General features: G+C 33.0%; 26 protein-coding genes. 24 read left to right on the top strand and 2 right to left on the bottom strand.

Annotated elements, in window-relative coordinates:
• The first annotated feature begins 57 nt into the window (after positions 1-57).
• The 13 genes from KA814_RS03065 (at position 58) to KA814_RS03005 (ending at position 15698) form a co-directional block, all read left to right on the top strand.
• Positions 58-699: a YfbR-like 5'-deoxynucleotidase gene (locus KA814_RS03065; protein ID WP_019469491.1), complete on the top strand. Its 642-nt coding sequence runs from the start codon at positions 58-60 to the stop codon at positions 697-699.
• A 5-nt stretch (positions 700-704) separates the two neighbouring features.
• Positions 705-935 (top strand): CsbA family protein, encoded by a 231-nt coding sequence (locus KA814_RS03060; RefSeq protein ID WP_019469490.1) that lies wholly within the window; start codon positions 705-707, stop codon positions 933-935.
• A 308-nt stretch (positions 936-1243) separates the two neighbouring features.
• Positions 1244-3229, top strand: coding sequence for an excinuclease ABC subunit UvrB (uvrB, locus tag KA814_RS03055; RefSeq protein ID WP_176745312.1), 1986 nt, complete (start codon positions 1244-1246; stop codon positions 3227-3229).
• A gap of 5 nt (positions 3230-3234) precedes the next feature.
• Positions 3235-6072, top strand: a complete 2838-nt coding sequence (gene uvrA / locus KA814_RS03050) for an excinuclease ABC subunit UvrA (RefSeq protein ID WP_064209501.1) — start codon at positions 3235-3237, stop codon at positions 6070-6072.
• Between the two features lie 326 nt (positions 6073-6398).
• On the top strand, positions 6399-7337 hold the full coding sequence (hprK, locus tag KA814_RS03045; RefSeq protein ID WP_046207434.1) for an HPr(Ser) kinase/phosphatase: 939 nt from the start codon (positions 6399-6401) through the stop codon (positions 7335-7337).
• Positions 7334-8170 (top strand): prolipoprotein diacylglyceryl transferase, encoded by an 837-nt coding sequence (gene lgt / locus KA814_RS03040; protein WP_064209500.1) that lies wholly within the window; start codon positions 7334-7336, stop codon positions 8168-8170. Before hprK ends, lgt begins: the two co-directional genes overlap by 4 nt.
• A gap of 9 nt (positions 8171-8179) precedes the next feature.
• Positions 8180-8656 (top strand): acyltransferase, encoded by a 477-nt coding sequence (locus KA814_RS03035; protein ID WP_064209499.1) that lies wholly within the window; start codon positions 8180-8182, stop codon positions 8654-8656.
• A gap of 23 nt (positions 8657-8679) precedes the next feature.
• Positions 8680-10128 (top strand): tetratricopeptide repeat protein, encoded by a 1449-nt coding sequence (locus KA814_RS03030; RefSeq protein WP_046207437.1) that lies wholly within the window; start codon positions 8680-8682, stop codon positions 10126-10128.
• Positions 10129-10193: 65 nt separating this feature from the next.
• Complete coding sequence (trxB, locus tag KA814_RS03025; protein ID WP_046207438.1) at positions 10194-11138, top strand: thioredoxin-disulfide reductase; 945 nt, start codon at positions 10194-10196, stop codon at positions 11136-11138.
• A gap of 476 nt (positions 11139-11614) precedes the next feature.
• Positions 11615-12541: an RNase adapter RapZ gene (gene rapZ, locus KA814_RS03020; RefSeq protein WP_046207439.1), complete on the top strand. Its 927-nt coding sequence runs from the start codon at positions 11615-11617 to the stop codon at positions 12539-12541.
• On the top strand, positions 12528-13514 hold the full coding sequence (locus tag KA814_RS03015) for a gluconeogenesis factor YvcK family protein (protein WP_064209497.1): 987 nt from the start codon (positions 12528-12530) through the stop codon (positions 13512-13514). The genes rapZ and KA814_RS03015 overlap by 14 nt, the downstream gene beginning before the upstream one ends.
• A gap of 51 nt (positions 13515-13565) precedes the next feature.
• The gene (whiA, locus tag KA814_RS03010; RefSeq protein ID WP_046207441.1) at positions 13566-14510 is read left to right on the top strand and encodes a DNA-binding protein WhiA; all 945 of its coding nucleotides are present in this window, start codon (positions 13566-13568) and stop codon (positions 14508-14510) included.
• A 342-nt stretch (positions 14511-14852) separates the two neighbouring features.
• The gene (locus KA814_RS03005) at positions 14853-15698 is read left to right on the top strand and encodes a YitT family protein (RefSeq protein WP_046207442.1); all 846 of its coding nucleotides are present in this window, start codon (positions 14853-14855) and stop codon (positions 15696-15698) included.
• A 373-nt stretch (positions 15699-16071) separates the two neighbouring features.
• Here KA814_RS03005 and KA814_RS13790 read toward each other — a convergent pair whose 3' ends face one another.
• Both KA814_RS13790 and KA814_RS02995 read right to left on the bottom strand, forming a co-directional pair.
• Positions 16072-17121, bottom strand: a complete 1050-nt coding sequence (locus KA814_RS13790) for a tyrosine-type recombinase/integrase (protein ID WP_210122675.1) — start codon at positions 17119-17121, stop codon at positions 16072-16074.
• A gap of 9 nt (positions 17122-17130) precedes the next feature.
• Positions 17131-17934, bottom strand: a complete 804-nt coding sequence (locus KA814_RS02995; RefSeq protein ID WP_210122674.1) for a helix-turn-helix domain-containing protein — start codon at positions 17932-17934, stop codon at positions 17131-17133.
• Positions 17935-18162: 228 nt separating this feature from the next.
• Between KA814_RS02995 and KA814_RS02990 the strand changes: the two genes are divergently transcribed.
• The 11 genes from KA814_RS02990 (at position 18163) to KA814_RS02940 (ending at position 24608) form a co-directional block, all read left to right on the top strand.
• Complete coding sequence (locus tag KA814_RS02990) at positions 18163-18372, top strand: helix-turn-helix transcriptional regulator (protein WP_135879158.1); 210 nt, start codon at positions 18163-18165, stop codon at positions 18370-18372.
• Positions 18369-18992: a BRO-N domain-containing protein gene (locus tag KA814_RS02985; protein WP_210122673.1), complete on the top strand. Its 624-nt coding sequence runs from the start codon at positions 18369-18371 to the stop codon at positions 18990-18992. Before KA814_RS02990 ends, KA814_RS02985 begins: the two co-directional genes overlap by 4 nt.
• Before the next feature lie 16 nt (positions 18993-19008).
• A complete protein-coding gene (locus KA814_RS02980; protein WP_210122672.1) occupies positions 19009-19269 on the top strand; it encodes a DUF771 domain-containing protein in 261 nt (86 codons plus the stop codon).
• Between the two features lie 11 nt (positions 19270-19280).
• Complete coding sequence (locus KA814_RS02975) at positions 19281-19427, top strand: hypothetical protein (protein ID WP_154409531.1); 147 nt, start codon at positions 19281-19283, stop codon at positions 19425-19427.
• Positions 19424-19783: a pathogenicity island protein gene (locus tag KA814_RS02970; RefSeq protein WP_210122671.1), complete on the top strand. Its 360-nt coding sequence runs from the start codon at positions 19424-19426 to the stop codon at positions 19781-19783. The genes KA814_RS02975 and KA814_RS02970 overlap by 4 nt, the downstream gene beginning before the upstream one ends.
• A gap of 1 nt (position 19784) precedes the next feature.
• Positions 19785-20216, top strand: a complete 432-nt coding sequence (locus KA814_RS02965) for a hypothetical protein (protein ID WP_192959388.1) — start codon at positions 19785-19787, stop codon at positions 20214-20216.
• Between the two features lie 12 nt (positions 20217-20228).
• Positions 20229-20534 (top strand): type II toxin-antitoxin system toxin TscT, encoded by a 306-nt coding sequence (gene tscT / locus KA814_RS02960; RefSeq protein WP_210122670.1) that lies wholly within the window; start codon positions 20229-20231, stop codon positions 20532-20534.
• 80 nt (positions 20535-20614) lie between these two features.
• Positions 20615-21511: a primase alpha helix C-terminal domain-containing protein gene (locus KA814_RS02955; RefSeq protein ID WP_210122669.1), complete on the top strand. Its 897-nt coding sequence runs from the start codon at positions 20615-20617 to the stop codon at positions 21509-21511.
• 13 nt (positions 21512-21524) lie between these two features.
• Positions 21525-23009 carry a virulence-associated E family protein gene (locus KA814_RS02950; RefSeq protein ID WP_431011159.1) on the top strand — a complete coding sequence of 495 codons (1485 nt, stop codon included), beginning with the start codon at positions 21525-21527 and terminating at the stop codon, positions 23007-23009.
• A 305-nt stretch (positions 23010-23314) separates the two neighbouring features.
• Positions 23315-23656 carry a pathogenicity island protein gene (locus KA814_RS02945; RefSeq protein WP_210122668.1) on the top strand — a complete coding sequence of 114 codons (342 nt, stop codon included), beginning with the start codon at positions 23315-23317 and terminating at the stop codon, positions 23654-23656.
• A 313-nt stretch (positions 23657-23969) separates the two neighbouring features.
• Positions 23970-24608: an HAD family hydrolase gene (locus KA814_RS02940; RefSeq protein WP_210122667.1), complete on the top strand. Its 639-nt coding sequence runs from the start codon at positions 23970-23972 to the stop codon at positions 24606-24608.
• Positions 24609-24753 lie beyond the last annotated feature (145 nt).

Below are 24753 nucleotides of genomic sequence, written 5' to 3'. Positions count from 1 at the left end.
GAATGATATTATAAAATCAAGTATAATCAATCATTAAATAAATGAGGAGGCGCTATCATGGGAGTACATCAATATTTTAAACGTTTATCAGACTTAGAAAAATTAATACGATTGCCTGGGAAATTTAAATATTTTGAGCATAATGTTGCTGCACATTCTTTTAAAGTGACTAAAATTGCACAGTATTTAGGTACAGTAGAAGAATATCACGGCAATAAAGTAGATTGGAAAAGCTTATACGAAAAAGCCTTAAACCATGATTTCGCCGAAATTTTTACAGGGGATATTAAAACGCCAGTCAAATATGCGAGTGGAGAATTAAAAAAATTATTCTCACAAGTAGAAGAAGAAATGGTAGATCATTTTATAAACGAAGAAATACCAGAGCAATATCAATCCATATACCGAGAGCGACTGCAAGAAGGAAAAGACGATTCGTTAGAAGGTCAAATCTTATCAGTTGCTGATAAAATTGATTTGTTATATGAAACATTTGGTGAAATTCAAAAACGTAATCCTGAACCACTATTTTTTGAAATATACGAAATGTCATTAGAAACAATCATGCAATTTGATCATTTGAATTCAGTACAAGATTTTATAGAAAATATTATTCCTGAAATGCTTACAGAGAGATTTATACCGAAATCGGAATTACGAGAAACAACGATGTCTATTTTAAATAATAGGAACGGGTGACATGAATGATCTGGTATATACTTGCATCTTTTTTTCCATGCATACTTGTCGTATTGTTTAGCGTACTGACTAGAAGTAAATGGGTAGGTACGATTTTAACTTTGATTTTAATAGGTACTTCAATTGAAAAAGGATTTTTTCATGATGAATGGATTATTTTTATAGACGTTGCTTCGTTATTAGCAGGTTACTTAATTATTGACCAACTAGAACTCCATAAAAAAGAAGATGATTAAGTATTAAGCGTTAAGCAACTTAATTGTAATAGCATGATGAAAGATATATAATTATTTAACTTCATTTTATCTGAATAAAAATTTATGAACGCAAACAAACATGGTATTATACTGTGTTTGTTTTTATTTAGTGAAATATCATTTTTGCGAACAAATGTTTGTATTAAAGGTAATAAATCTGTTAAAATGTAAACTGTTAATAGTATACTTAAGTAAAATATAGTTACAGCCACTATAGTAAGTCGCGTATTAAATGAGATATTTAAACTATGTTCGAACGGATAGAAATATAATAGGAGGCATGTGTCATTATGGAACACTACCCATTTAAATTACAATCGAATTTTGATCCTAAAGGTGATCAACCAGAAGCGATTCGACAAATTGTAGATGGTGTGAATGCGGGTAAGAGACATCAGACTTTACTTGGAGCTACGGGTACAGGTAAGACATTTACAATGAGTAATGTGATTCAACAAGTTGGTAAACCGACTTTAATCATCGCCCATAACAAAACGTTAGCAGGACAATTATATAGTGAATTTAAAGAATTCTTTCCTGAAAATAGAGTCGAGTATTTTGTCAGTTACTACGATTATTATCAACCAGAGGCGTATGTACCATCAACTGACACATTTATTGAAAAAGATGCGTCAATTAATGATGAAATTGACCAATTGCGTCACTCTGCGACAAGTGCACTATTTGAAAGAGATGACGTTATTATCATAGCTAGTGTGAGCTGTATCTATGGTTTAGGTAATCCAGAAGAATATCGGGACTTAGTGGTTAGTGTTCGTGTAGGTATGGAAATGGACAGAAGCGAGTTACTTAAAAAATTAGTAGATGTGCAATACACAAGAAATGATATAGATTTCAGACGTGGTACGTTCCGAGTTAGAGGAGATGTTGTAGAAATATTTCCTGCCTCTCGTGAAGAAATGTGTATTCGCGTTGAATTTTTCGGAGATGAAATAGATAGAATACGTGAGGTTAATTACTTAACTGGAGAAGTGTTGAGAGAGCGCGATCATTTTGCTATTTTCCCAGCTTCTCACTTCGTTACACGAGAAGAAAAAATGAAATCTGCCATCCAACGTATTGAAAATGAACTTGAAGAACGATTATCAGAATTGCGTTCTGAGAATAAATTGCTTGAAGCTCAGCGCTTAGAACAAAGAACGAATTATGATTTGGAAATGATGAGAGAGATGGGATTTTGTTCAGGTATTGAAAATTATTCTGTACATTTGACACTTAGACCCATGGGTTCCACGCCTTATACATTGCTTGACTATTTTGGAGATGACTGGCTTGTGATGATTGATGAGTCACATGTGACATTACCACAAATTAGAGGTATGTATAATGGTGACCGTGCGCGTAAACAAGTACTTGTGGATCATGGATTTAGGCTACCAAGTGCTTTAGACAATAGACCGTTAAAATTTGAAGAATTTGAAGAAAAAACGAAACAACTCGTATATGTATCTGCTACACCAGGACCTTATGAATTAGAACATACAGATGAAATGGTGGAGCAAATCATTCGTCCAACAGGATTATTAGATCCTAAAATTGAAGTGAGACCTACAGAAAATCAAATTGATGATCTGCTTGGCGAAATACAAACGCGTATTGAACGAAATGAACGTGTTTTAGTAACGACATTGACTAAAAAGATGAGTGAAGACTTAACCACGTATATGAAAGAAGCAGGCATTAAAGTGAATTATTTACATTCAGAAATTAAAACTTTAGAGCGAATTGAAATTATTCGAGATTTACGTGTGGGTACCTACGATGTGATCGTTGGTATTAACTTATTAAGGGAGGGTATTGATATACCAGAAGTATCACTAGTCGTTATTTTAGATGCAGATAAAGAAGGTTTCTTACGCTCTCAGAGATCACTTGTCCAAACAGTAGGTCGTGCAGCCCGTAATAGTGGTGGTGAAGTGATTATGTATGGTGATAAAATTACGGATTCAATGCGCTATGCACTTGATGAAACAGAGCGTCGTAGATCGATTCAACAAGCATATAATGAAAAGTATAATATTACACCAACTACTATTAATAAAAAAATTCATGATGTAATCAGTGCTACTGTTGAAACAGATGAAACAAACGAAGCAAAACGTACGGAAGTACCTAAGAAAATGACGAAAAAAGAGCGTGAGAAAACGATTGATAATATAGAAAAAGAAATGAAGCAAGCAGCTAAAGACTTAGATTTTGAAAAAGCAACTGAACTCAGAGATATGTTGTTTGAATTAAAAGCAGAAGGGTGACGAAAATGAAACAACCATCCATTGTAGTTAAAGGGGCACGTGCCCATAATTTAAAAGATGTTGATATTGAAATACCTAAAAATAAACTTATAGTTATGACAGGTTTATCTGGATCAGGCAAATCTTCATTGGCTTTTGATACGATTTATGCAGAAGGTCAACGTAGATATGTAGAGTCATTAAGTGCTTATGCAAGACAGTTTTTAGGACAAATGGACAAGCCAGATGTCGATACGATTGAAGGTTTATCTCCTGCGATTTCAATAGACCAAAAAACAACGAGTAAAAACCCAAGATCTACAGTTGCAACAGTTACTGAAATTTATGATTATATTCGTCTGTTATATGCGCGTGTTGGGAAGCCATTTTGCCCAAATCATGGTATCGAAATTGAATCTCAAACTGTGCAACAAATGGTCGATCAAGTTTTACAACTTGAAGAGCGTAGTAAGATTCAATTACTGGCGCCTGTAGTAACTCATAGAAAAGGTGCGCACGAAAAATTAATTGATGATATTAGTAAAAAGGGATATGTACGTGTGCGTGTTGATGGCGAAATTACTGATGTTAATGAAGTGCCGAATTTAGATAAAAATAAGAATCATACGATAGAAGTTGTCATAGATCGCCTTGTAATCAAAGAAGGTATTGAAACACGTCTAGCAGATTCTATAGAAACGGCGTTGCAATTAGCTGAAGGTAACTTAATCGTAGATATTATTGGTGGCGATGAGTTAAAATTTTCCGAAAATCATGCTTGTCCCATTTGCGGATTCTCAATCGGAGAATTAGAACCACGAATGTTTAGCTTTAACAGCCCATTCGGTGCTTGTCCAACTTGTGATGGTTTAGGACAAAAACTGATGGTCGATTTAGACTTAGTCGTTCCTGATAAAGAAAAATCATTGAATGAAGGTGCAATCGTTGCCTGGGAATCATCAAGTTCAGACTTTTATCCAACATTATTAAATCGTGTTTGTGAAGTCTATAAAATAAATATGGACAAACCATTCAAAAAATTAACTGAACGTCAAAAGGATATTATTCTTTATGGTTCCAAAGATAAAGAAATTGAATTTACATTCAAGCAACGAAATGGCCAAACGAGAAAACGTACAATGGCGTTTGAAGGTGTGATTAATAATATCAATAGACGTTATCATGATTCTCCTTCAGAACTTGTAAGAGAAATGATGAGCAAATACATGACAGAACTCACTTGTGAAACTTGCCACGGTAAACGATTAAGCCGTGAAGCCTTATCAGTATATGTGGATGGGAAAAACATTGGTGAAGTGGTAGAACGTTCAATTAAAGATGCATTATATAACTATGAACATATCACATTGTCAGAACAAGACAGAAAAATTGCCAATCAAATTCTAAAAGAGATTAATTCGAGATTAGAATTTTTATATAACGTAGGTTTAGAGTACTTAACCTTAAATCGTGCATCTGGCTCTTTATCAGGTGGTGAGGCGCAACGCATACGTTTGGCAACTCAGATTGGTTCTAGGCTTTCTGGTGTATTATATGTTTTAGATGAACCTTCTATAGGCTTGCATCAACGTGATAATGATCGGTTAATTAGCACATTAAAAGAAATGCGCGATCTAGGTAACACTTTAATCGTTGTTGAACATGATGATGATACGATGCGTGCTGCAGATTACTTAGTAGACGTAGGACCAGGTGCTGGTGAACACGGTGGTGAAATTGTTGCTAGTGGTACGCCTAAACAAGTTATGGCAAATACAAATTCATTAACAGGTCAATATTTGAGTGGTAAGAAAAAAATTGAGGTGCCAGAATCACGTCGTGAAGTTACGGATAGAAAGATTAGTGTTAAAGGTGCACGTAGTAATAATTTGAAAGATGTTAGTGTAGATTTTCCGCTTTCAACGATGAATGTTGTTACAGGTGTGTCTGGTTCTGGTAAAAGTACATTAGTCAATGAAGTATTGTATAAGTCATTAGCTAAGAAGATTAATAAATCTAAAGTCAAACCAGGAGATTATGATGAAATTAACGGTATAGACCAACTTGATCGTATTATTGATATTGATCAATCACCGATTGGTAGAACCCCACGTTCTAATCCAGCAACCTATACTGGTGTTTTTGATAATATACGAGATATTTTTGCACAAACGAATGAAGCAAAAGTGAGAGGTTATTCTAAAGGCCGCTTTAGTTTTAATGTTAAAGGTGGTCGTTGTGAAGCGTGTAAAGGTGACGGTATCATTAAAATAGAAATGCACTTTTTACCAGATGTTTATGTGCCTTGTGAAGTTTGTGGTGGTACTAGATACAATCGTGAAACGCTTGAAGTAACATACAAAGGTCAAAACATTGCAGATGTCTTGGCTATGACTGCCGAAGAAGCAACAAACTTTTTTGAAAATGTGCCTAAAATACATCGTAAATTGAAAACACTAGTTGATGTTGGTTTAGGTTATGTTACTTTAGGACAACCGGCTACGACATTATCTGGTGGTGAAGCACAACGTGTTAAACTTGCTTCAGAATTGCATAAACGCTCTACAGGTCGTTCTATCTATATCCTAGATGAACCAACCACTGGTTTGCATGTTGATGATATTAGTCGATTATTAAAAGTACTAAATAAATTGGTTGATAATGGTGACACAGTTGTTATCATTGAGCACAATTTAGACGTTATAAAAATGGCTGATCACATTATTGATTTAGGTCCAGAAGGCGGTGATGGTGGTGGCACAATTGTTGCAACAGGCACACCAGAAGATATCGCAAAAGTGAAGGGCAGCTATACTGGTCAATATTTAAAACCAGTTTTAGAAAGAGATACTGTTCAAGTATAACGTTATATTGAACAAACTTTGTAATAACATATAAAATATTATTTACTCCATACAAGTAGACATCATCATATGTCAGAATGTATGGAGTATTTTTTGATATCTAATATTTTAATTTATTTAGACATGTTGGGTGGTCAACGCAATGATTTAAAATAAATTAAATGTTTAAATCAGTAACAGTAATTTCATTCATAAATAATATAAGGTATGATGTTTACGATGGGATTTATTTTGGACTTCTGTACTTTTTTATATAGATTATCAGTCCTTTTTGATATGATAATGACATATGTAATTTCAGGAGAAATATTAATAGAGGTGAACCTATGTTAACAACAAAGAGTTTAATTGAACGCTTTAACCTTGAGCTTATAGCTGGAGAGTCAGGCTTAAATAAACAAATAAAAAACACAGATATATCAAGACCAGGATTAGAAATGGCTGGATATTTTTCTCACTATGCATCCGACCGCATTCAATTGTTAGGGACAACAGAGTTGTCATTTTATAACCTACTACCTGATGAAGAGCGCAAAGGACGTATGAAAAAATTATGCCGGCCAGAAACACCAGCCATTATTGTGACAAGAGATTTAGAACCGCCAGAAGAGCTTGTAGCATCAGCTAAAGAGTTTGATACACCGCTTATCACATCAACAGTTGCAACAACGCAATTAATGAGTCGTTTAACGACTTTCTTAGAACATGAGCTGGCAAGAACAACTTCATTGCACGGTGTGTTGGTAGATGTGTATGGTGTCGGTGTGCTTATAACAGGAGACTCAGGTATTGGTAAAAGTGAAACAGCACTTGAATTAATCAAGCGTGGTCACAGACTTGTCGCGGATGACAACGTAGAAATTAGAGAAATAAGTAAAGATGAATTGATTGGTAGGCCACCTAAATTAATAGAGCATTTATTAGAAATTAGAGGGTTAGGTATTATTAATGTCATGACACTGTTTGGTGCAGGTTCCATTTTGACTGAAAAGCGTTTACGTTTAAATATTCATTTGGAAAATTGGCATAAAGATAAATTGTATGACCGTGTTGGCTTGAATGAGGAAACATTGCGCATCTTAGATACTGAGATTACTAAAAAGACAATACCGGTTAGACCAGGTCGTAACGTAGCAGTGATTATTGAAGTTGCAGCGATGAACTACAGACTTAATATTATGGGCATTAACACTGCAGAAGAATTCAATGAACGCTTAAATGCTGAAATTATGCGTAACGGTAGCAACAATAAGGAGAATCAATGATGTTATTGAATTATATTGATCCAATCGCATTTGAGCTTGGTCCTATTTCGGTTCATTGGTATGGCATTATCATCGCCGCAGGTATACTATTAGGATATTTTATCGCTCAAGAAAGTGTTAAACGCATAGGTTTTGATAAAGATATATTGATTGATATCATCTTTTGGAGTGCGATTTTTGGTTTTATCGCAGCCAGAATCTATTTTGTTATTTTTCAATGGCCATACTATGCACAACATCCAATAGAAATACCAATGATTTGGTATGGTGGTATCGCTATCCACGGTGGTCTAATTGGTGGTTTTATCACAGGTATTTTCGTGTGTAAACAAAAAAATATCAATCCATTTCAAATTGGTGATGTGATTGCGCCAAGTTTGATTTTAGGACAAGGTATTGGTCGATGGGGTAACTTTATGAATCATGAAGCTCATGGTGGACCTGTGTCTAAATCATTTTTAGAAAATATCCATATACCGGACTTTATTATTAATAATATGTATATTGATGGCCAATACTACCAACCGACGTTTTTATACGAATCTATATGGGATATTCTAGGATTTGTTATATTAATCTCATTAAGAAAACACTTACGTATAGGTGATACTTTCGCGCTATATCTTATCTGGTATTCTATAGGTAGATTCTTTGTAGAAGGTTTGCGCACAGATAGTTTAATGCTCACTGGAGACATACGTGTTGCTCAACTGATGTCTGTCGTGCTTATAGTTGCTGGAATTGTCCTTATGATAGTTAGAAGAGTGAAATATAATGCACCACGATATAAAGATGTTGGCCCTTTAACATGGTCAAAGCAAAAGGTGAAGTGATAGAATATAATGCGTGACTTAAAAAAGTTAAAAGTTGACGGTGAAAATCCGTTGTGGCATATGTATCGTTATATAAGCCGCGTCAAAATGTTTAAGCAAACAGTGATTGTTGAAGTTTGTCGCTACTTACCTAATGTGAAATTAAAGCATTGGATGTATCGCAATTTATTAAATATGAATATAGGTAGACATAGTGCATTTGCATTTAAAGTCGTACCTGATTTATTGCATCCTGAATATATCACGATTGGTGAAAACTGTGTCATAGGTTATAATACAACTATTTTGACGCATGAATTTTTAGTAGATGAATTTCGAACAGGGCATGTTGATATTGGAAATCATACGTTAATCGGAGCCAATGTAACCATTTTGCCTGGTGTAAAAATTGGGGATTATGTGAAAGTTGGTGCCGGTACTGTAGTATCTAGAGATATCCCTAATCACACATTGGCGTACGGAAATCCAATGCAACTGAAACAATGACTAAATACAGGAGGTGAACATGGATGGCGCAAAACAACAATAAAATTATTTCAATGAAGCTTGACAGTCCTTTTTATAGGAAATTAGCGGACCAAAAATATCAACAACAAGATTATAAAAAGGCAGCAGAATACTATGAAAAAGTGCTTGAAATGTCACCCCAGGAATTTGATGTTTTTGAAATTAAAGTAAAATTATCAGAGTGTCTCGCACATCTTGGTTATAACAATAGAGCAGAACATATTTTTTATGAAATGATTGCAAAGCAAGAATCAGTCATGGATAGTTACTATCAACTCAGTCAACTGAATATTACGCTAAATGAAGCAAATAAAGCTTTTTTATTTGGAATGAATTACGTCATTTTAGCAGAAGATGATGACTACCAAGAAGAGTTAGAAGAAATGTTTGAAGTTACTTATAACTCAGAAGAAAAGATAGAGATTGAATGTCAATTATTTGCTGTTCAACTCATTTTTCAATATTTATTCTCACAAGGTAGACTACCTGAAGCAAGAAATTTTATTTTGAATCAAAATGAAGCGATTCAAGATCATCGAGTGGTTAGAAATTTATTAGCTATGTGTTACCTTTATCTCAATGAATATGATACTGCTAAAGTAATGTTTGAACGTTTGCTTAATGAGGACAATACTGATGTACATGCGCTTTGCCATTACACATTATTATTGTATAACACTAATGAACAAGAAAAGTATCAACGGTATTTAAATATTTTAAGTAAAGTTGTACCTATGAATGATGATGAATCATTCAAATTAGGTATTGTCCTATGTTATTTAAAACAATATGAAGCTTCCCAAAAATTGTTACAACCTCTTTATAGAAAAGGGAAATTTCTTTCTATACAAATGTATAATGCGTTGAGCCATAATCATTATCATCTCAATCATATTGAAGATAGCAAATTTTTTTGGTCCAAGTTACAAGAAATATCTAAGGTAGATGTAGGTTATGCACCTTGGGTCATTGAACAAAGCAAGTCGTACTTTAACGAGCAAGTGTTACCACTATTATTAAGTGATGATAGTCATCATAGGTTATACGGGATTTTCTTGTTAAATCAATTAAAGGGTCGTGAAGTACTACTCACACAAGATATATGGGCTGTCTTAGAAGATATGAATGATTATGAAAAACTATATTTAACTTATCTTATTCAAGGTTTACAGTTAAATAAGTTAGATTTCATTCATAGAGGCATGTTAATGTTGTATAATATTGAATATTTGAAAAATAACGCAGAATTATTTATTGTATGGATTGATAAAGCAGAGGCAATTATAGCAGAACAAGCAGATTTAACATATGTAGATGATTATGTGGCAGCTTTTGTTTATATGTATTATCGTAGTATGGATGCTAAGATTACGAAGCAACAAGTATTGGAATGGTTTGATATAACAGCTTATCGTTTGAATAAAACGATAGATTATTTGGTAAGCATATAATTTTATGAAATGCAAGAAATCGTATATAATGCGTATAATGAATTAATAAACAGGAGGCAATTTAAATGGCTGAACAAGTGGATTTTGATGTTGCAATTGTAGGCGCAGGACCAGCTGGTATGACTGCTGCCGTATATGCATCGCGTGCAAACTTAAGTACTGTAATGATTGAACGTGGTATGCCAGGTGGACAAATGGCAAATACAGAAGAAGTTGAAAATTTCCCAGGTTTTGAAATGATAACAGGGCCAGATTTATCAACTAAAATGTTTGAACATGCTAAAAAATTTGGTGCAAAATATCAATATGGTGATATCAAATCAATAGAAGATAAAGGTCAATACAAAGTTATAAATCTTGGAAACAGTGAAATTACTGCACGAGCTGTGATTATATCTACTGGTGCTGAATATAAAAAAATTGGTGTGCCAGGTGAACAAGAATTAGGCGGTCGCGGTGTAAGTTATTGTGCAGTATGTGATGGTGCATTCTTCAAAAACAAAAAATTATTTGTTATCGGTGGTGGAGATTCAGCAGTTGAGGAAGGTACATTCCTTACAAAATTTGCTGATAGTGTAACAATCGTACACCGTAGAGATGAACTACGTGCGCAAAAAATCTTACAAGATCGTGCATTTAAAAACGATAAAATCGATTTTATTTGGAGCCATACTCTAAAAACAATCAATGAAAAAGACGGCAAAGTTGGTTCAGTTACTTTAGAATCTACTAAAGATGGTGCTGAACAAACATTAGATGCTGATGGTGTTTTCGTATACATTGGTATGAAACCACTAACAGCACCATTTGAAAATTTAGGCATTACAAATGAAGTAGGTTATATTGTTACTAATGAAGATATGAGTACGAAAATACCAGGCGTATATGCTGCTGGTGACGTACGTGCAAAAGGTCTACGTCAAATCGTAACTGCAACAGGCGATGGCAGTATTGCAGCACAAAGTGCAATTTCATATATTGAAGAATTAAAAGATGTTATAGAAGCATAGGCATAAACGCGTTATTTACTGTAATTAATTAAATAATAACGAGATTCAGACAGAGCTAGAATGTACCAACCTTACACGAATCATGTAGGTTGAGCATTCTAGCTTTTTTACATAATCGCATTTTAAGGTTGAAGTATTCGCTAGTTATGCGTTTTAGTTTTTTTATGCAGATGTATGCGTGATGATTTTTAAAACGTCGTAAAGAGATGCTGCTTTTCATAAATGATGTGAATCGAAAAAGAGATAAAGGTCCTTTAACATTTTTGGCAACAACTTTGTTACTTTTAAGTCAGTCTGCAATAGCAGTTAAGGTGAATTAAGTGATAAAACTACTACCAAAGTCGTTTTTCATGTAAAATATAATGTGATAGCATAGTGGTCATAAACTGACTAAGTTAAAACGATTGCGTATATGGATAAAAAATTCCAATATTATAAATGGAATATTAAAAATAATCTTTGGATGGTGTAAAGCAATGCAACGAGAAGAAAAAGAAGTGACTAAAAGTGAATTATTAGTTGTGACTGGTTTGTCTGGCGCAGGTAAGTCGGTTGTAATTCAAAGTTTAGAAGATATCGGTTATTTTTGTGTAGATAATTTACCTCCAATACTATTGCCGAAGTTTGTAGAATTAATGGGTCAAGGAAATCCTTCGTTGCAAAAGGTTGCCATTGCCATTGATTTAAGAGGGAAAGAACTTTTCAAATCATTGATTAAAGAAATCGATCAAATCAAAAGCAACTCAGACATTATCGTTGATATGATGTTCCTAGAAGCATCCAACGAAAAGTTGATTTCGCGTTATAAAGAGACGCGACGTGCACATCCATTAAACGAACAAGGCCAGCGCTCATTAATTGAAGCAATTGAAGAAGAACGCAGCTTACTCGCTGAAATTCAAAGTTTAGCAAATTATACGATTGATACATCATTTATGAAACCTAAAGAGCTTCGTAAGCGCATTGGAGATTACTTTAATCAAAGTAATTATCAAACATTTAATATCAATGTAACAAGTTTTGGGTTTAAACATGGTATTCAAATGGATGCAGATTTAGTGTTTGATGTGAGATTTTTGCCAAATCCGCATTATGTAGATGAACTCAGACCATTAACTGGTGAAGACGAAGCAGTATATAATTACGTTATGAAATGGAAAGCAACAAATATTTTTTATGAGAAATTAATGGATTTATTAAAATTTATGATTCCAGGTTATAAAAAAGAAGGTAAATCACAACTTGTGATAGCGATTGGTTGTACTGGAGGCCAGCATCGTTCTGTAGCTTTAGCAAAACGTATTGGTGCAGAGCTTAATGAAAATTTTGACTATAATGTATATGTGCATCATAGAGATGCTCAAATTGAAAGTGGCGTGAAACGAAAAAATGAAAAGAATTAAACTTGTACTTATTGGCGGTGGTACAGGTTTATCTGTTTTAGCACGTGGTTTAAAAGACTTCCCGATAGATATTACGACGATTGTCACAGTTGCTGATGATGGAGGTAGTACGGGGAAAATCAGAAATGAAATGGATATTCCTGCACCAGGTGACATACGAAATGTAATTTCAGCACTCAGTGATTCTGAATCAACAATTGAAAGATTGTTTCAATATCGTTTTAAAGAAAATCAAGTTGAAGGTCATTCTTTAGGCAACTTATTGATAGCTGCATTAACGAATATGAATGATGATTTTGGCCATGCAGTAAAAGAATTAAGTAAAATTTTAAATATAAGAGGCCGTGTGATACCATCTACAAATTCTAGTGTACGCTTAAATGCAGTGATGGAAGATGGCGAAATTGTTTATGGTGAATCAAAAATTCCTAAAAAAAATAAAAAAATCGAACGTGTATTTTTAGAACCAGAAAATGTAGAACCTATGGAAGAAGCGGTTGAAGCGATAGAGGATGCAGACTTAATCGTTTTAGGACCAGGTTCGTTATATACAAGTGTAATCTCAAACTTATGCGTTAAAGGTATTGCGGATTCGTTATTAAATTGTGATGCGCCTAAGCTATATGTATCAAATGTTATGACACAACCTGGTGAGACCAATCATTACACTGCCTTAGATCATGTCGAAGCAATACATAATCACATGGGTCGTCAATGTATAAACTATGCTATATGTAGTACCCAAACTTTTAACACTGATGTCTTACAACGTTATAAAGAAGATGGGGCAGTTCCAGTTAAATGCAATATGAGTGATATGGAAGCACGAAACATCAAAGTTTTTACGCACGAAAACTTGGTGGAAGTATCACAAGAAAATTATGTTCGACACAATACAGAGGTCTTGTCTAAAATGATTTACGAGATCGCTATGAGAGAGACAGAAACGATTGAATTTAAACGAGATAAATAAAATCGTAAAAAAACTAAGTATTAAACTTAGATAAGAAGGGGCTGAAGATGTATGAGCTTTGCATCAGAAATGAAAAATGAACTGACTAGAATAGAAGTAGATGAAACAAATGCAAAAGCAGAGCTCAGTGCGCTTATACGGATGAATGGTGCACTCAGTCTTTCCAATCAACAATTTGTGATTAATGTTCAAACTGAAAATGCTACGACAGCAAGACGGATATATTCCTTAATAAAAAAAGTGTTTAATGTTGAAGTAGAGCTACTTGTAAGAAAAAAAATGAAATTAAAAAAGAACAATATTTATATTTGTAGAATTAAAGCACGTGCTAAAGAAATTTTAGATGAATTAGGTATATTGAAAAATGGTGTCTTTACGCATGAAATAGATGAAGCGATGATTCGTGAAGATGAAATGAAAAGAAGTTATCTACGAGGTGCTTTTCTTGCGGGTGGATCAGTGAATAATCCAGAAACATCTTCTTATCATTTAGAAATATTTTCATTGTATGAAGACCATTCCGAAGGTATTACGAATTTAATGAATGAATATGAACTCAATGCTAAACATCTAGAACGAAAAAAAGGAAGCATTGCTTATTTAAAAGAAGCTGAAAAAATTTCTGATTTCTTGAGTTTAATCGGTGGCTATCAGGCATTACTTAAATTTGAAGATGTGCGTATTGTTAGAGATATGAGAAATTCCGTAAATCGATTGGTCAATTGTGAAACGGCGAATTTAAATAAAACCGTTAGTGCAGCGATGAAGCAGGTCGAAAGCATTCAACTAATCGACCAAGAAATTGGTTTAGATAATCTTCCTGATCGATTACGGGAAATAGCGAAGTTACGCATAGAGCATCAAGAAATTTCTCTGAAAGAATTAGGCGAAATGATGTCTACGGGTACAATTTCTAAATCCGGTGTCAATCATCGTTTAAGAAAATTAAACCAAATGGCTGATAAAATTCGGAGTGGTGAAACAATTGAACTTTAATCATTTGTCTGTAAAAGAAAATGGTGCTTATTACCAATGTTAAAACTAATTTTAAAAATATATTAAAATGTTATTGAAAAAAACTGCGTTTTGATATTATAATATGCTAATTAGATTTATATATGACGCCTCATATGAGGTGTCTTTTTTAATATGATTCAAACGGAGTTGTATTTTCTGAAGCATCAACTTACTTTGTTGATACCAAATAGATTATGACGATTAAGCGTATGCTATTGCAGTCTAAGGTTAGGTACAGCTAAGTATCATATTTAGTACAGGTTATGGCAGATAGTCTGTGACATGATTAAAATTTAAATGAAATAGAATGGGAGTGAATCAATGACAGCATTAATAAAAAATCATTATAAAAGTATCATCTTATGTTTAATTGGAACGTTTATCAACGCTATAGGTGTAAATTGCTTTTTACTTGGATCAAATTTGGGTGATGGCGGTACGGTAGGTATTGCGCTAGCCTTAAAATACACTTTGGGATTTTCTCCAGCTTGGTCTTCTTTGATTATTAATACCATAGTCGTTTTTATCGGCTGGAAGTATTTAAGTAAAACAATCGCTGTTTATACCGTTATTTCAAACACGGCACTCTCATTCTTTTTACGAGTAACTGAAAATATTAATTTAGGGATAGATGATTTTGTTATAAATTCTGTATTTGGTGGTGCAATTATAGGAATAGGTGCTGGACTTGTAATTTCTACAGGGAGTACCCTTGGAGGCACATCTGTAATTGCTAAAATTATAAGTAAATACTCAGAAATGAAGACATCACAAGGTATTTTTATTTTAGATGGCATTGTCGTCTTATCATTCTTGATGGTGTTACCATTAAAGAATGTCTTGTTTACGATTATTATGCTATTCATTACTGAAAGAGCGACTTCATTTATAATTGAAGGCTTTAATCCTAAAAAAGGCGTTACAATCATATCTAATAAGAATGAAATCATCAGTGACAAAATTAATTCCTTTACTGGTCGGGGCTCAACTTTATTAAATGGAAAAGGTGGTTATGCAAAAACGGAAACAACGATGTTATATGTTGTTGTGCCGCAATCTCAGGTGACAAGAGTGAAAAAATTAGTCAATGAAGTAGATGAAAATGCTTTTTTAGTTATTCATGATGTGCGAGATGTCTTAGGCAGCACGTTTATCAATGTAAAGTAATAGTGTTATGCTTAAGTTATTAAATATTGATAAATAAATACAAAATCATTTTCACAAAATCTTAAACGCTTAAATGTTGAAATTTAAGCGTTTTGAATAACAGCGAGTTTCAAATCTTCTGGTTTGGTATTTTTCATGGTGTGAAAATAAAAAAAGACTTTCATCAACGGATAGTAAATGTCAATGAAAGCCCGAAAACTTCAATGTTCAGTTTGATGGTTTTAAGGAAGATTATCCAAAATATCCCCTCGAAGAGCATATTATAAAGTTATTAAATGTTGTTATATAGGCTTTTTTATTACTTTGTGGGGACTATTTGGGGACTGGAAAATAAATTATATAAAAAACCACCTAATATTTATAATTAAGTGGCTTAAATAGTTTCTAATAATTTCATCGCTTTTTCATCTTCACGTTCATAAGTTTCCTGAAGTAGGTGGGAGTAAATGGATTGTGTTGTGGCTGGGTTGGAATGTCCTAAATGTTTTGATATATATAGTATTGAAAAGCCATGATGTATGAGTATAGAACAAAAACTGTGTCTTAGCGAGTGAATAGTTATATCTTTTATATTTAGATTATCACATGCTTTTCTTAGTACTTTGTTTACGGCAGCATTAGTTATTGTTTTACCATCAACAGTAAAGATGTAACCACTGATATTAGTAGGTCGTGAATCAATAAATGATTGAATACGTTTCATAGTTACTGCATCAATACTTATTATTCTGTCTGATGTTTCGGTCTTGGTACCTCTTAAATGAATTTTATTATTTTTAATATCCAGATCTTCACGTTTCAATTTAGCGATTTCTGAAAATCTACCACCTGTTGCAAGTGCTACTAATAGCACAAGTGATGAGGTGGTATTTTTTGGTTCAAAATAATGTTTAAGTTTTTTGAATTCTGATTCATTAATAAACTTCATTTCTTCTGTTTTGGCTGGAATAGATGCGTGTAATTCTGCTTTGTATGTAGGGTTTTTAATAACATAACCTTCATGTATAGCATCATCGAATGCATTGCGTATATAACTATTTAACTTTCTAATCGTTTCATAACTGTGTGTTAAACCATACTCATTGAGAAACTTTTGGTATTCAGTACGCTTAATATCTTTTAATAACTTGTGTCTGAAATGGTCTTTAATATGCTTGTATGCAGATTCATAATGTCTTTTAGTTGATTCTGATACGTGTGGTAGTTTATTAACTTCATACCATTGATAAAAATAATCTGCAAACGTTATATCATTACTTACAGCATATCCATTTCTCATTTTATACTCTAAATCTTCTGCAATTCGTTTAGCTTCTTGTTTAGTACGATAACCACCTTTTTGAACTTTTTTACGGTTACCTTCATCATCTACATATGAGATAGAATATCTCCATGTTTTACCTCGCTTTTCAATGTATGCCACTTAATCACCTCAATTTTGTTCTGACAAGTATTGTTTCAATTCATTTATTGTAGTCATTCTCACTAGACGTTGTAATTTTAAAGCGTCTTGTTGTTCAACAGCTTTCTCTATTGCTTCGTGAAATTCCTTTGCATTAAATATTTCTCTGTCTTTATTGATCGAAGCTAAACGGCTGACGAAGTCATCTGAACCATCAAGTTGTTTGTTGAGTAAATCAAAAATTAAATCATATTCCTCAGTTTTTTTTCTATTGTCATTCTCTACATTTTGAAATTTTCTTTCTTCAATAAATGAAGCTTTGATTTTTTTAATTTCTTTTTCAAGAATATATTTTTCTTCGGGTTTTAAAACAAAAATTTCTTCACTTATATTTTTCCCGTTGTCACCCAAAATATAGTCGCCTGTTTTACCTAGAAAAACATGATAATTATTTTGTGTCAGTAACCATTCAATATCAAAACTCGGTACATCTAATTCTACGATTGATCTGTCTGTGGTACTTATTCTCATTTTGTTTGTCATTTTAGTTAAATCTTGATTATATGTTTTTTTGTTTACATATTCATTGAAAGTCTTTTTTGGATTATCTAAAGAAAGATCTAATGTTTTAGAAAGTTTTTGAAATACTTGGTCATAACCTTGAGAATCCAAAGCGTAACTTATTGCTAATAATTTTTCAGTACTAGGATTTTGTTTGTCGCCCTTTTCCATCTGTGATAAATATGCTTGCGATATATTTGTTTCTCTTGATAACTGTCTTAAACTGTATCCCTTTTTTTTACGTTCGATTTTTAATAAGTCATGTAATTCCATACGACACCTCCGACGTCATTTTACCATTTTTAGGTTCAGTTATCATTAAATAGTGCTGTAGATAACTGTGGTTAAGTTATTTTATAGGCTTATAGTTATCAAAATAAAAATTTATGAATAAAACGTTTGCTAACTTAGGTAAACTATGATAATATCTGTTTATAGTTATCAAAGTAAAGTATATTAAAATAAATGATAACTAAAAATGAACGGAATTGGGGTGATTTTATGATTGATTTAATCAAAACAAAAAAGCAAATGGTTTCAAGAGGATTAAACGCTAAAAAGCTAGCAAAGATTGTTCCTATGAATTATGTTTACTTAATTCAAATACTTAATGGTAAACGGAACCCTTCGGAATTAATGGCAATTAAAATTGCTAATGCTTTGGATGTTGAAGTATCAGAAATATTCAATATTAAGGAGGAAGTTCGATGATTAAACAATTTTTTGACGGTAAAGAAATTCGTTTTATTGAAAAAGACGGGGAGTATTGGGCAATAGCAGGTGATGTTGCAAATGTATTAGGATACAGTGTCACAACTAATATGAATCGTATGATTGATGAAGATGAAAAGGGGGTTCACATTGTGAGTACCCTTGGAGGACAACAAAAAACAACGATACTTTCAGAATTTGGTATTTACGAAGCTATTTGGAATAGCAGACGTGATGAAGCAAAAGAATTTAAAAAGTGGGTTAAGCAAGTTATTAGAGAGTTAAGACAATCAATCGGATTAAAGCAACATGAAGTATTCCACTTAATGGATAAGCAACATCAACGAAAAGCTATGGACGTTTTGCAACAAGGTTTATCTAATCCCCAAAAAATTAGCTATATAAAATGTGCGACTGTAGTTAATAAATGTGTTTCAACATTATTTGGTTATGATAAAGCTTTGAAAAAAGAACAAATGAGTGAGGATATGTTAATTATTCGTCAACAAATTTTAGATGACACAGTCGTTTTAATGACTTCTATTAACAAATTTGGTTTAGATATTTCAGTCAGTAAAACTATCTACAATAAATATTTGAATACACAAGCAACAGCTTAATAAGGAGGTGAAAATGATGCAAGAACAACTACAAGAAAATGAAGGTATTGTAATTATCAACGAACCTAAACTTGTGTGGTCATTTAAAGATTTACAGTCACACATTCAATTATCAAGGAATTCAGTTATGAAAAAGCTTTTGCTTAATCCGAGATTTAAAAAGGACATTGAAAAGTATGTACATGAACCTAAATCACAGGCAGATCATTACAAGTTTTTAGCAGAACCAATGAAAGAGTATATTAAGAAAAATTTTAACGAAATATATAATTCTTAGGGGGACATTAAATGAAAAGATACATGTTATACATGCTTATATTATCAATAGGCACAGTTTTTATAGGTGTACTAAGTGATATATACGTAGCCTTTGCACTATTTATTGTCGCAACAGCATACGGACTTAAATTAGAAAATTTGGAGGAATCAAAATGAATAAATTAACTGAACAAGATTATAAAAATATTGAAAAGGCAGTAAGTAAAGACCGTATTTTTAAAGATGAAAAACATACTAAAAAAATGAGGGAATTGTTGGAAAAACGTCACGACAGAGATGCATCAGTTATAAGCAAGGAATATCCTAACTTGAATGATAATGAGATTTCAGAAATCCTTAATGATTATAAAAATTATAGCGAGCTTTTGCAGGCAACAGAAATTTTTACAGACTTTCCTATAAATTGTGAGGATTCTAACGTACGTCATTTTATTACTAAAGATAATATTGAAGAATTAAAAACAGCTATTGAAGAAATGGAAAATTTTGTTAGTAATTTGGAGGTTAATTAAGATGACAAACTATGAAAATATTCCACAAATAGAAATAGTTAGAGAGTTTAAAAGTAAATATGGTAGAGAAATTGCACTCATGCTCATAAGTGAACGTATTAATAATAGAAATTTGAGTAAAGATGATAGACAAGTACATGAAATGGAACTTATTCAAGCATATATGAAATCTCAAGACATCAACGCTGAATACATTGGTGAATTAGATATTTTAGATATGATTCAAGACTTTGAAACAATGGCTCAAATGTCAGTATATGTAACAAATATCTTAAAGAAAATGCAAGTTAAAAATTATGATATGTCAAATGAAATTAGTTACTTCTCACGAGAAGATGATTTGAATAATTTGTACCTTGCTAAGCTAGAAATTGAAAAGTTAATCAAAGCGATCGAGAAAAACAGACCAAATTATATCAATTTTTATAAATAAAGGAGTTTTACGATGAATTGGAATCAGAAAGATTTAATATGCGAATTTGAATTATTGAAAGAAAAAATTGATGACGTGATTACTGCACATGTGTGGCATGGAGATGAAATGTTCACAAAAAGAGATTTAACAACTAAAGATGAAAAAATAAGCTATGCAATTGGTTATAACGAATCTCGTATACAACATGAACATACAACTGAGTTAATGCTAGTGTATCTAAAGCAATTTGATAAGTTAATCAAAGATTTTAAAGCATTAGATATAGAAAAAGCGTCATCAGATGAATGTTTGGCGACAGAATCTGACAACGCATAGAAATTTTAAAATTATACATGAGGTGATCATGCATAGACAATTTAACATGGTTGCCTCTTGTATTGAAAGGAGTACAAGAGATGAAAAATTTCAACAAAATAAAATTGGATAATGATTTCGATGTTTCTATTATACAATACGATAATCTTTATGCCAACTCTTTTAGACAATTTGATGAATGGAAATGGTCTGATTGGCTGAATAAATTACAAATACCAATGAATAATTCAGACAAATATAAACGTGGTTTAGTGCTTTATGGTGATGTTGAAGATGAAGTGAAAGACGATGAAACAATTCCTAAGTACCGTAAAGACGACAATATTATTAATCGATCAGTGATTACACTTGATTATGATGAAATACGTGTGCAGGACTTCAGATCGTTACACAAAGCGATTTCTAAGCAATTAGAAGGCCACTCATGGGCATTTCACACCACACACTCACATACCACCGAAAAACCTAGAATACGCTTGATGGCGCCTTTAAATGAGCCTGTGAGTGCAGATGACTATCGCAAATATAGTAGAGCATTAGCAAATCATATCGGTCATAAAGTAGACGAAGCAAGTTTCGTACCATCGCAAGCTATGGCACTACCAGTAAAAAACGATAAAGATGCAGTATACATTTTTAGATACAATGATGCGCCTGCAATAACGATTGAGGAATTAAATCAGTTTTCCACAAATCTGGAAAACACCCAACAAGACAAACCGATTACCGTTAATTACTCAAACCAATATAAAAAACGTGATTCGTCTTATTGGCGTGATCTTGCGTTTGGTGTAGGAGAAGGCGAACGTAATCAAGCGCTAGCATCAATTAGTGGATACCTACTGCGAAGATATGTAGATGCCAACCTAGTATATGGCCTTGTGATAGCGTGGGGCAAATCATGTAATCCACCTATGGACGATGGAGAGATAAACAAAACATTTAATTCAATACTCAAAAAACATATGAGCAACTAGAGGGGGACGGGATATGACAGTAGAGGAAATGGAAGTAACACAAGATGAAATTTTTGAAAATATGAAAAAATTTCAAGAAACGAACCAACAACAAAATTGGCAAAGTAGACTAATAGCTAATAATAGTGGTACAGGTTATGCTAAATACTTTTACAATGGTGAGTTGATTCTTGAAAATGATGAAAGTATTAAGGATTTAATCCAATATGATTTGATGGAATATAGAATAAAATTAAAGCGATTTCCTTATTGGCGTAAAAAAAGTGATAAGCGCTATTACTGGTTAGATTATGATTCTAATGAAATACAACGCCATTTTGAGACAAATTACGGTATTGATTTTTCAGATGATAAAATTCTAAAAATGGTTATGCACGAAGCATATGCTAACAGTTATCACCCTATCCATTCCATGATTGAATCTAAAGAATGGGACGGCGTAAAAAGAGTTGATGATTTACTAATAAAATATCTTGGTGCAGATGATACGAAATATGTGCGTTCGGTAACTCGTAAAACATTAGTTGGAGCCGTAGCACGTGTTTATAAGCCTGGATGCAAATTTGACACTGTATTAACAATAATGGGTGGTCAAGGGTTAGGAAAGTCAGAGTTATGTAAGAGATTAGGAGGAGATTATTACAACCCTTCTATAGGAAAATTGAAAGACGATGAAGATAAGAAAAAGTTACAGGGTAGTTGGATTTGTGAGCTTGAAGAATTAGAAGCATTAAAAAAATCCACCACAGGTGAAGCTAAGGCTTTTATTAGTACACCTATAGACTATTACCGTTCTTCGTATGGTCGATTAGTTGAACCCCACCCTAGGCAATGTATTTTTATAGGAACAACCAACGATGCTGAATTTTTAAAAGATAGTACAGGAAATAGAAGATTTTTGCCAGTAGTCGTGGGCCAAAATAATAAGACTGGCGATTTATTTGAGGATATGACTTCTGAATTTGTTCAGCAAGTTTGGGCTGAAGCTAAATACTATTATGATGAAGGCGAAAGTTTAATACTTGACGACAAAGATTCTGAAACAGCATTAATGTTACAAGAAGCTCATACAGAAGCAGACCCTTACCAAGGTATTGTTGAGGAAATGATTAAGAAACCTATACCATCAGATTATTGGTATAGATCATTAGATGAAAAGCGTTGGGTTATGAGTGAATATGTAGATACAGATTATATAAAAACTTATGACGATGGTAAAACAATAGAATTGCCAAATAGTAGACCTGGAGCTTATGAGTGGCGAGATAAAGTATCTGCACATGAAATTTGGCATATAGCTTTAAAAAACGACAGAATACCTAAACGCAGTGAATTGAGACAAATAAATGAAACTTTAAGAAATAGTATATATACCACACAAGAACATGACAAATTAAGGTTCGGTGACGGTATAGGTAGAGTTAAAGGATTTACGGTTGATTTAAAACCATATCACGAAGAATTACACGAGAATTGTTGTGGATCGTCTGGTCCATAACAATGGAAAGTGACTGTCACTCTGTCACTGTAGTAAAAAGTCTAGGGTGACACCTTGAGTGACAGGATAAATGTTGATATACCAACGTTTATAGGGTCGCTGTCACTCTGTCACTCTAATAATTAAGGTAAAAGTTGAAAATATAAAAGCATATATTTTAAAAGTGTGGGTTTTTTTTAGGGTGACACAGTGACACTTTGGCCTGAATGCATGCGGCTCTAAGGCTCAACCTGTCACTCTACGCTATTTTAATAAGGGACCGTCACTTTAATAGAGTGACAGCATATGATATTAGGAGGACAACAATGGATAAAAATAATATTAAACAAAAAGTATTTGAATATGTAGATGGCCATGAAGAAACATCATTTGTAGAAATTGAAAGGGTTTTTGAAGAACATGGTTTCAATTATGAAGGTGATCTAACTTTAACTGGTACAAATAATGAAACGCTTATATTATGGCTCAATTGGAATAAAGAAGCTATTGAGGTTGTTACGGAATTAATGGCTGAAGAAAAAATATATATGGATGCATGTCAGCCTTTATATTATCTAATTGATGGTAAAAGCATAAATTTACCAATTCCTAAAAGAGCAGGCACTAAAAAACCACATTGGCTACCAGTAGCTTTTTCCACTTTATAAAATATGTAAAAAAATGCTATAAAAAACATCGTAAAAATCGCTTTTAAGCCAGTCGTACCATGTGTTTAAGGCGTTTTTTATGGTATAATATAAGTATATTCAAAATACACAAAATGAGTATAAATTCATATAAGAGGTGATGAGCTGAATCACCAAAATATTGCTTATAAAATTATGATGACACTTCCTGCGAATGTGAATAAGGTATCGGATAGATATATTAGTTCATTGGTAAGAAAACATACTAGGAAAAAGAAAGATTTTATCGAAGTAAAACGCATAATAAATCAAAAACGAAAGAAGGCATTTAATTATGGTAAAAACAGTACAAGACAATACAATCAATATCTTTGATAATCAAATTTATGATAAGGGTGTTAAGGCAAAAGAGATTAAACAGAAATACCATCAGCTAACAAATCGTATTAAACAGCTTAATAGTAAAATTACACATTACCAAAATAATGATGAATTTGCAGAAGCTACCAAGTTAAAAGGGCTACAAGCTGATTTAGAACAAGAACTAATCGAAGTCGACGAACAACTTAACTCATCAGATTATAAAGTAACTGAAGAAGAATTTGACCAGTTCTATAAGGCATACAACAAAGAAATGACAGGATTTAAGGATGAACATCAAAAACTAGCGAAAGAGATGCAGGATAAACTGCAAGATGTTGTAAAAGTGTATCGTAAAATGATTGAGAATAAAAATGAGGCTGGTCGTCGTATATCTCGTGAACGTTATGTTAAGCAAGAGAAAAATAATCCTGGTAACATTCACAACCAGTATAAAGGCCAAATGTTAGCCCACGAAATTAATTTAGGTGATGGTGATAAATACAATGAACAAACAACGCCACGTGGTTATGCATGGCAACTGGAGAAAGTATTAGATACCGTTTCTCGTGATGAGTTCCAACAATATCATTATGGCAAGAAACAATGGTAAGGATGTGAGTATATGCTAACAACAATCAAACAATCAGATAATAACGTTAAATATAATAAGCAAAAGAATCGAATTACAGTACAAGCACTTACGACAGATAAACCTGTAGAAATGGGAACGACCCAAACAGTAGATCCTAACTATC

This window comes from Staphylococcus sp. GDY8P196P (genome assembly GCF_017891705.1).
GTDB classification, from domain to species: Bacteria; Bacillota; Bacilli; order Staphylococcales; family Staphylococcaceae; genus Staphylococcus; species Staphylococcus ureilyticus.
This window is presented reverse-complemented; position numbering and strand designations above follow the sequence as displayed.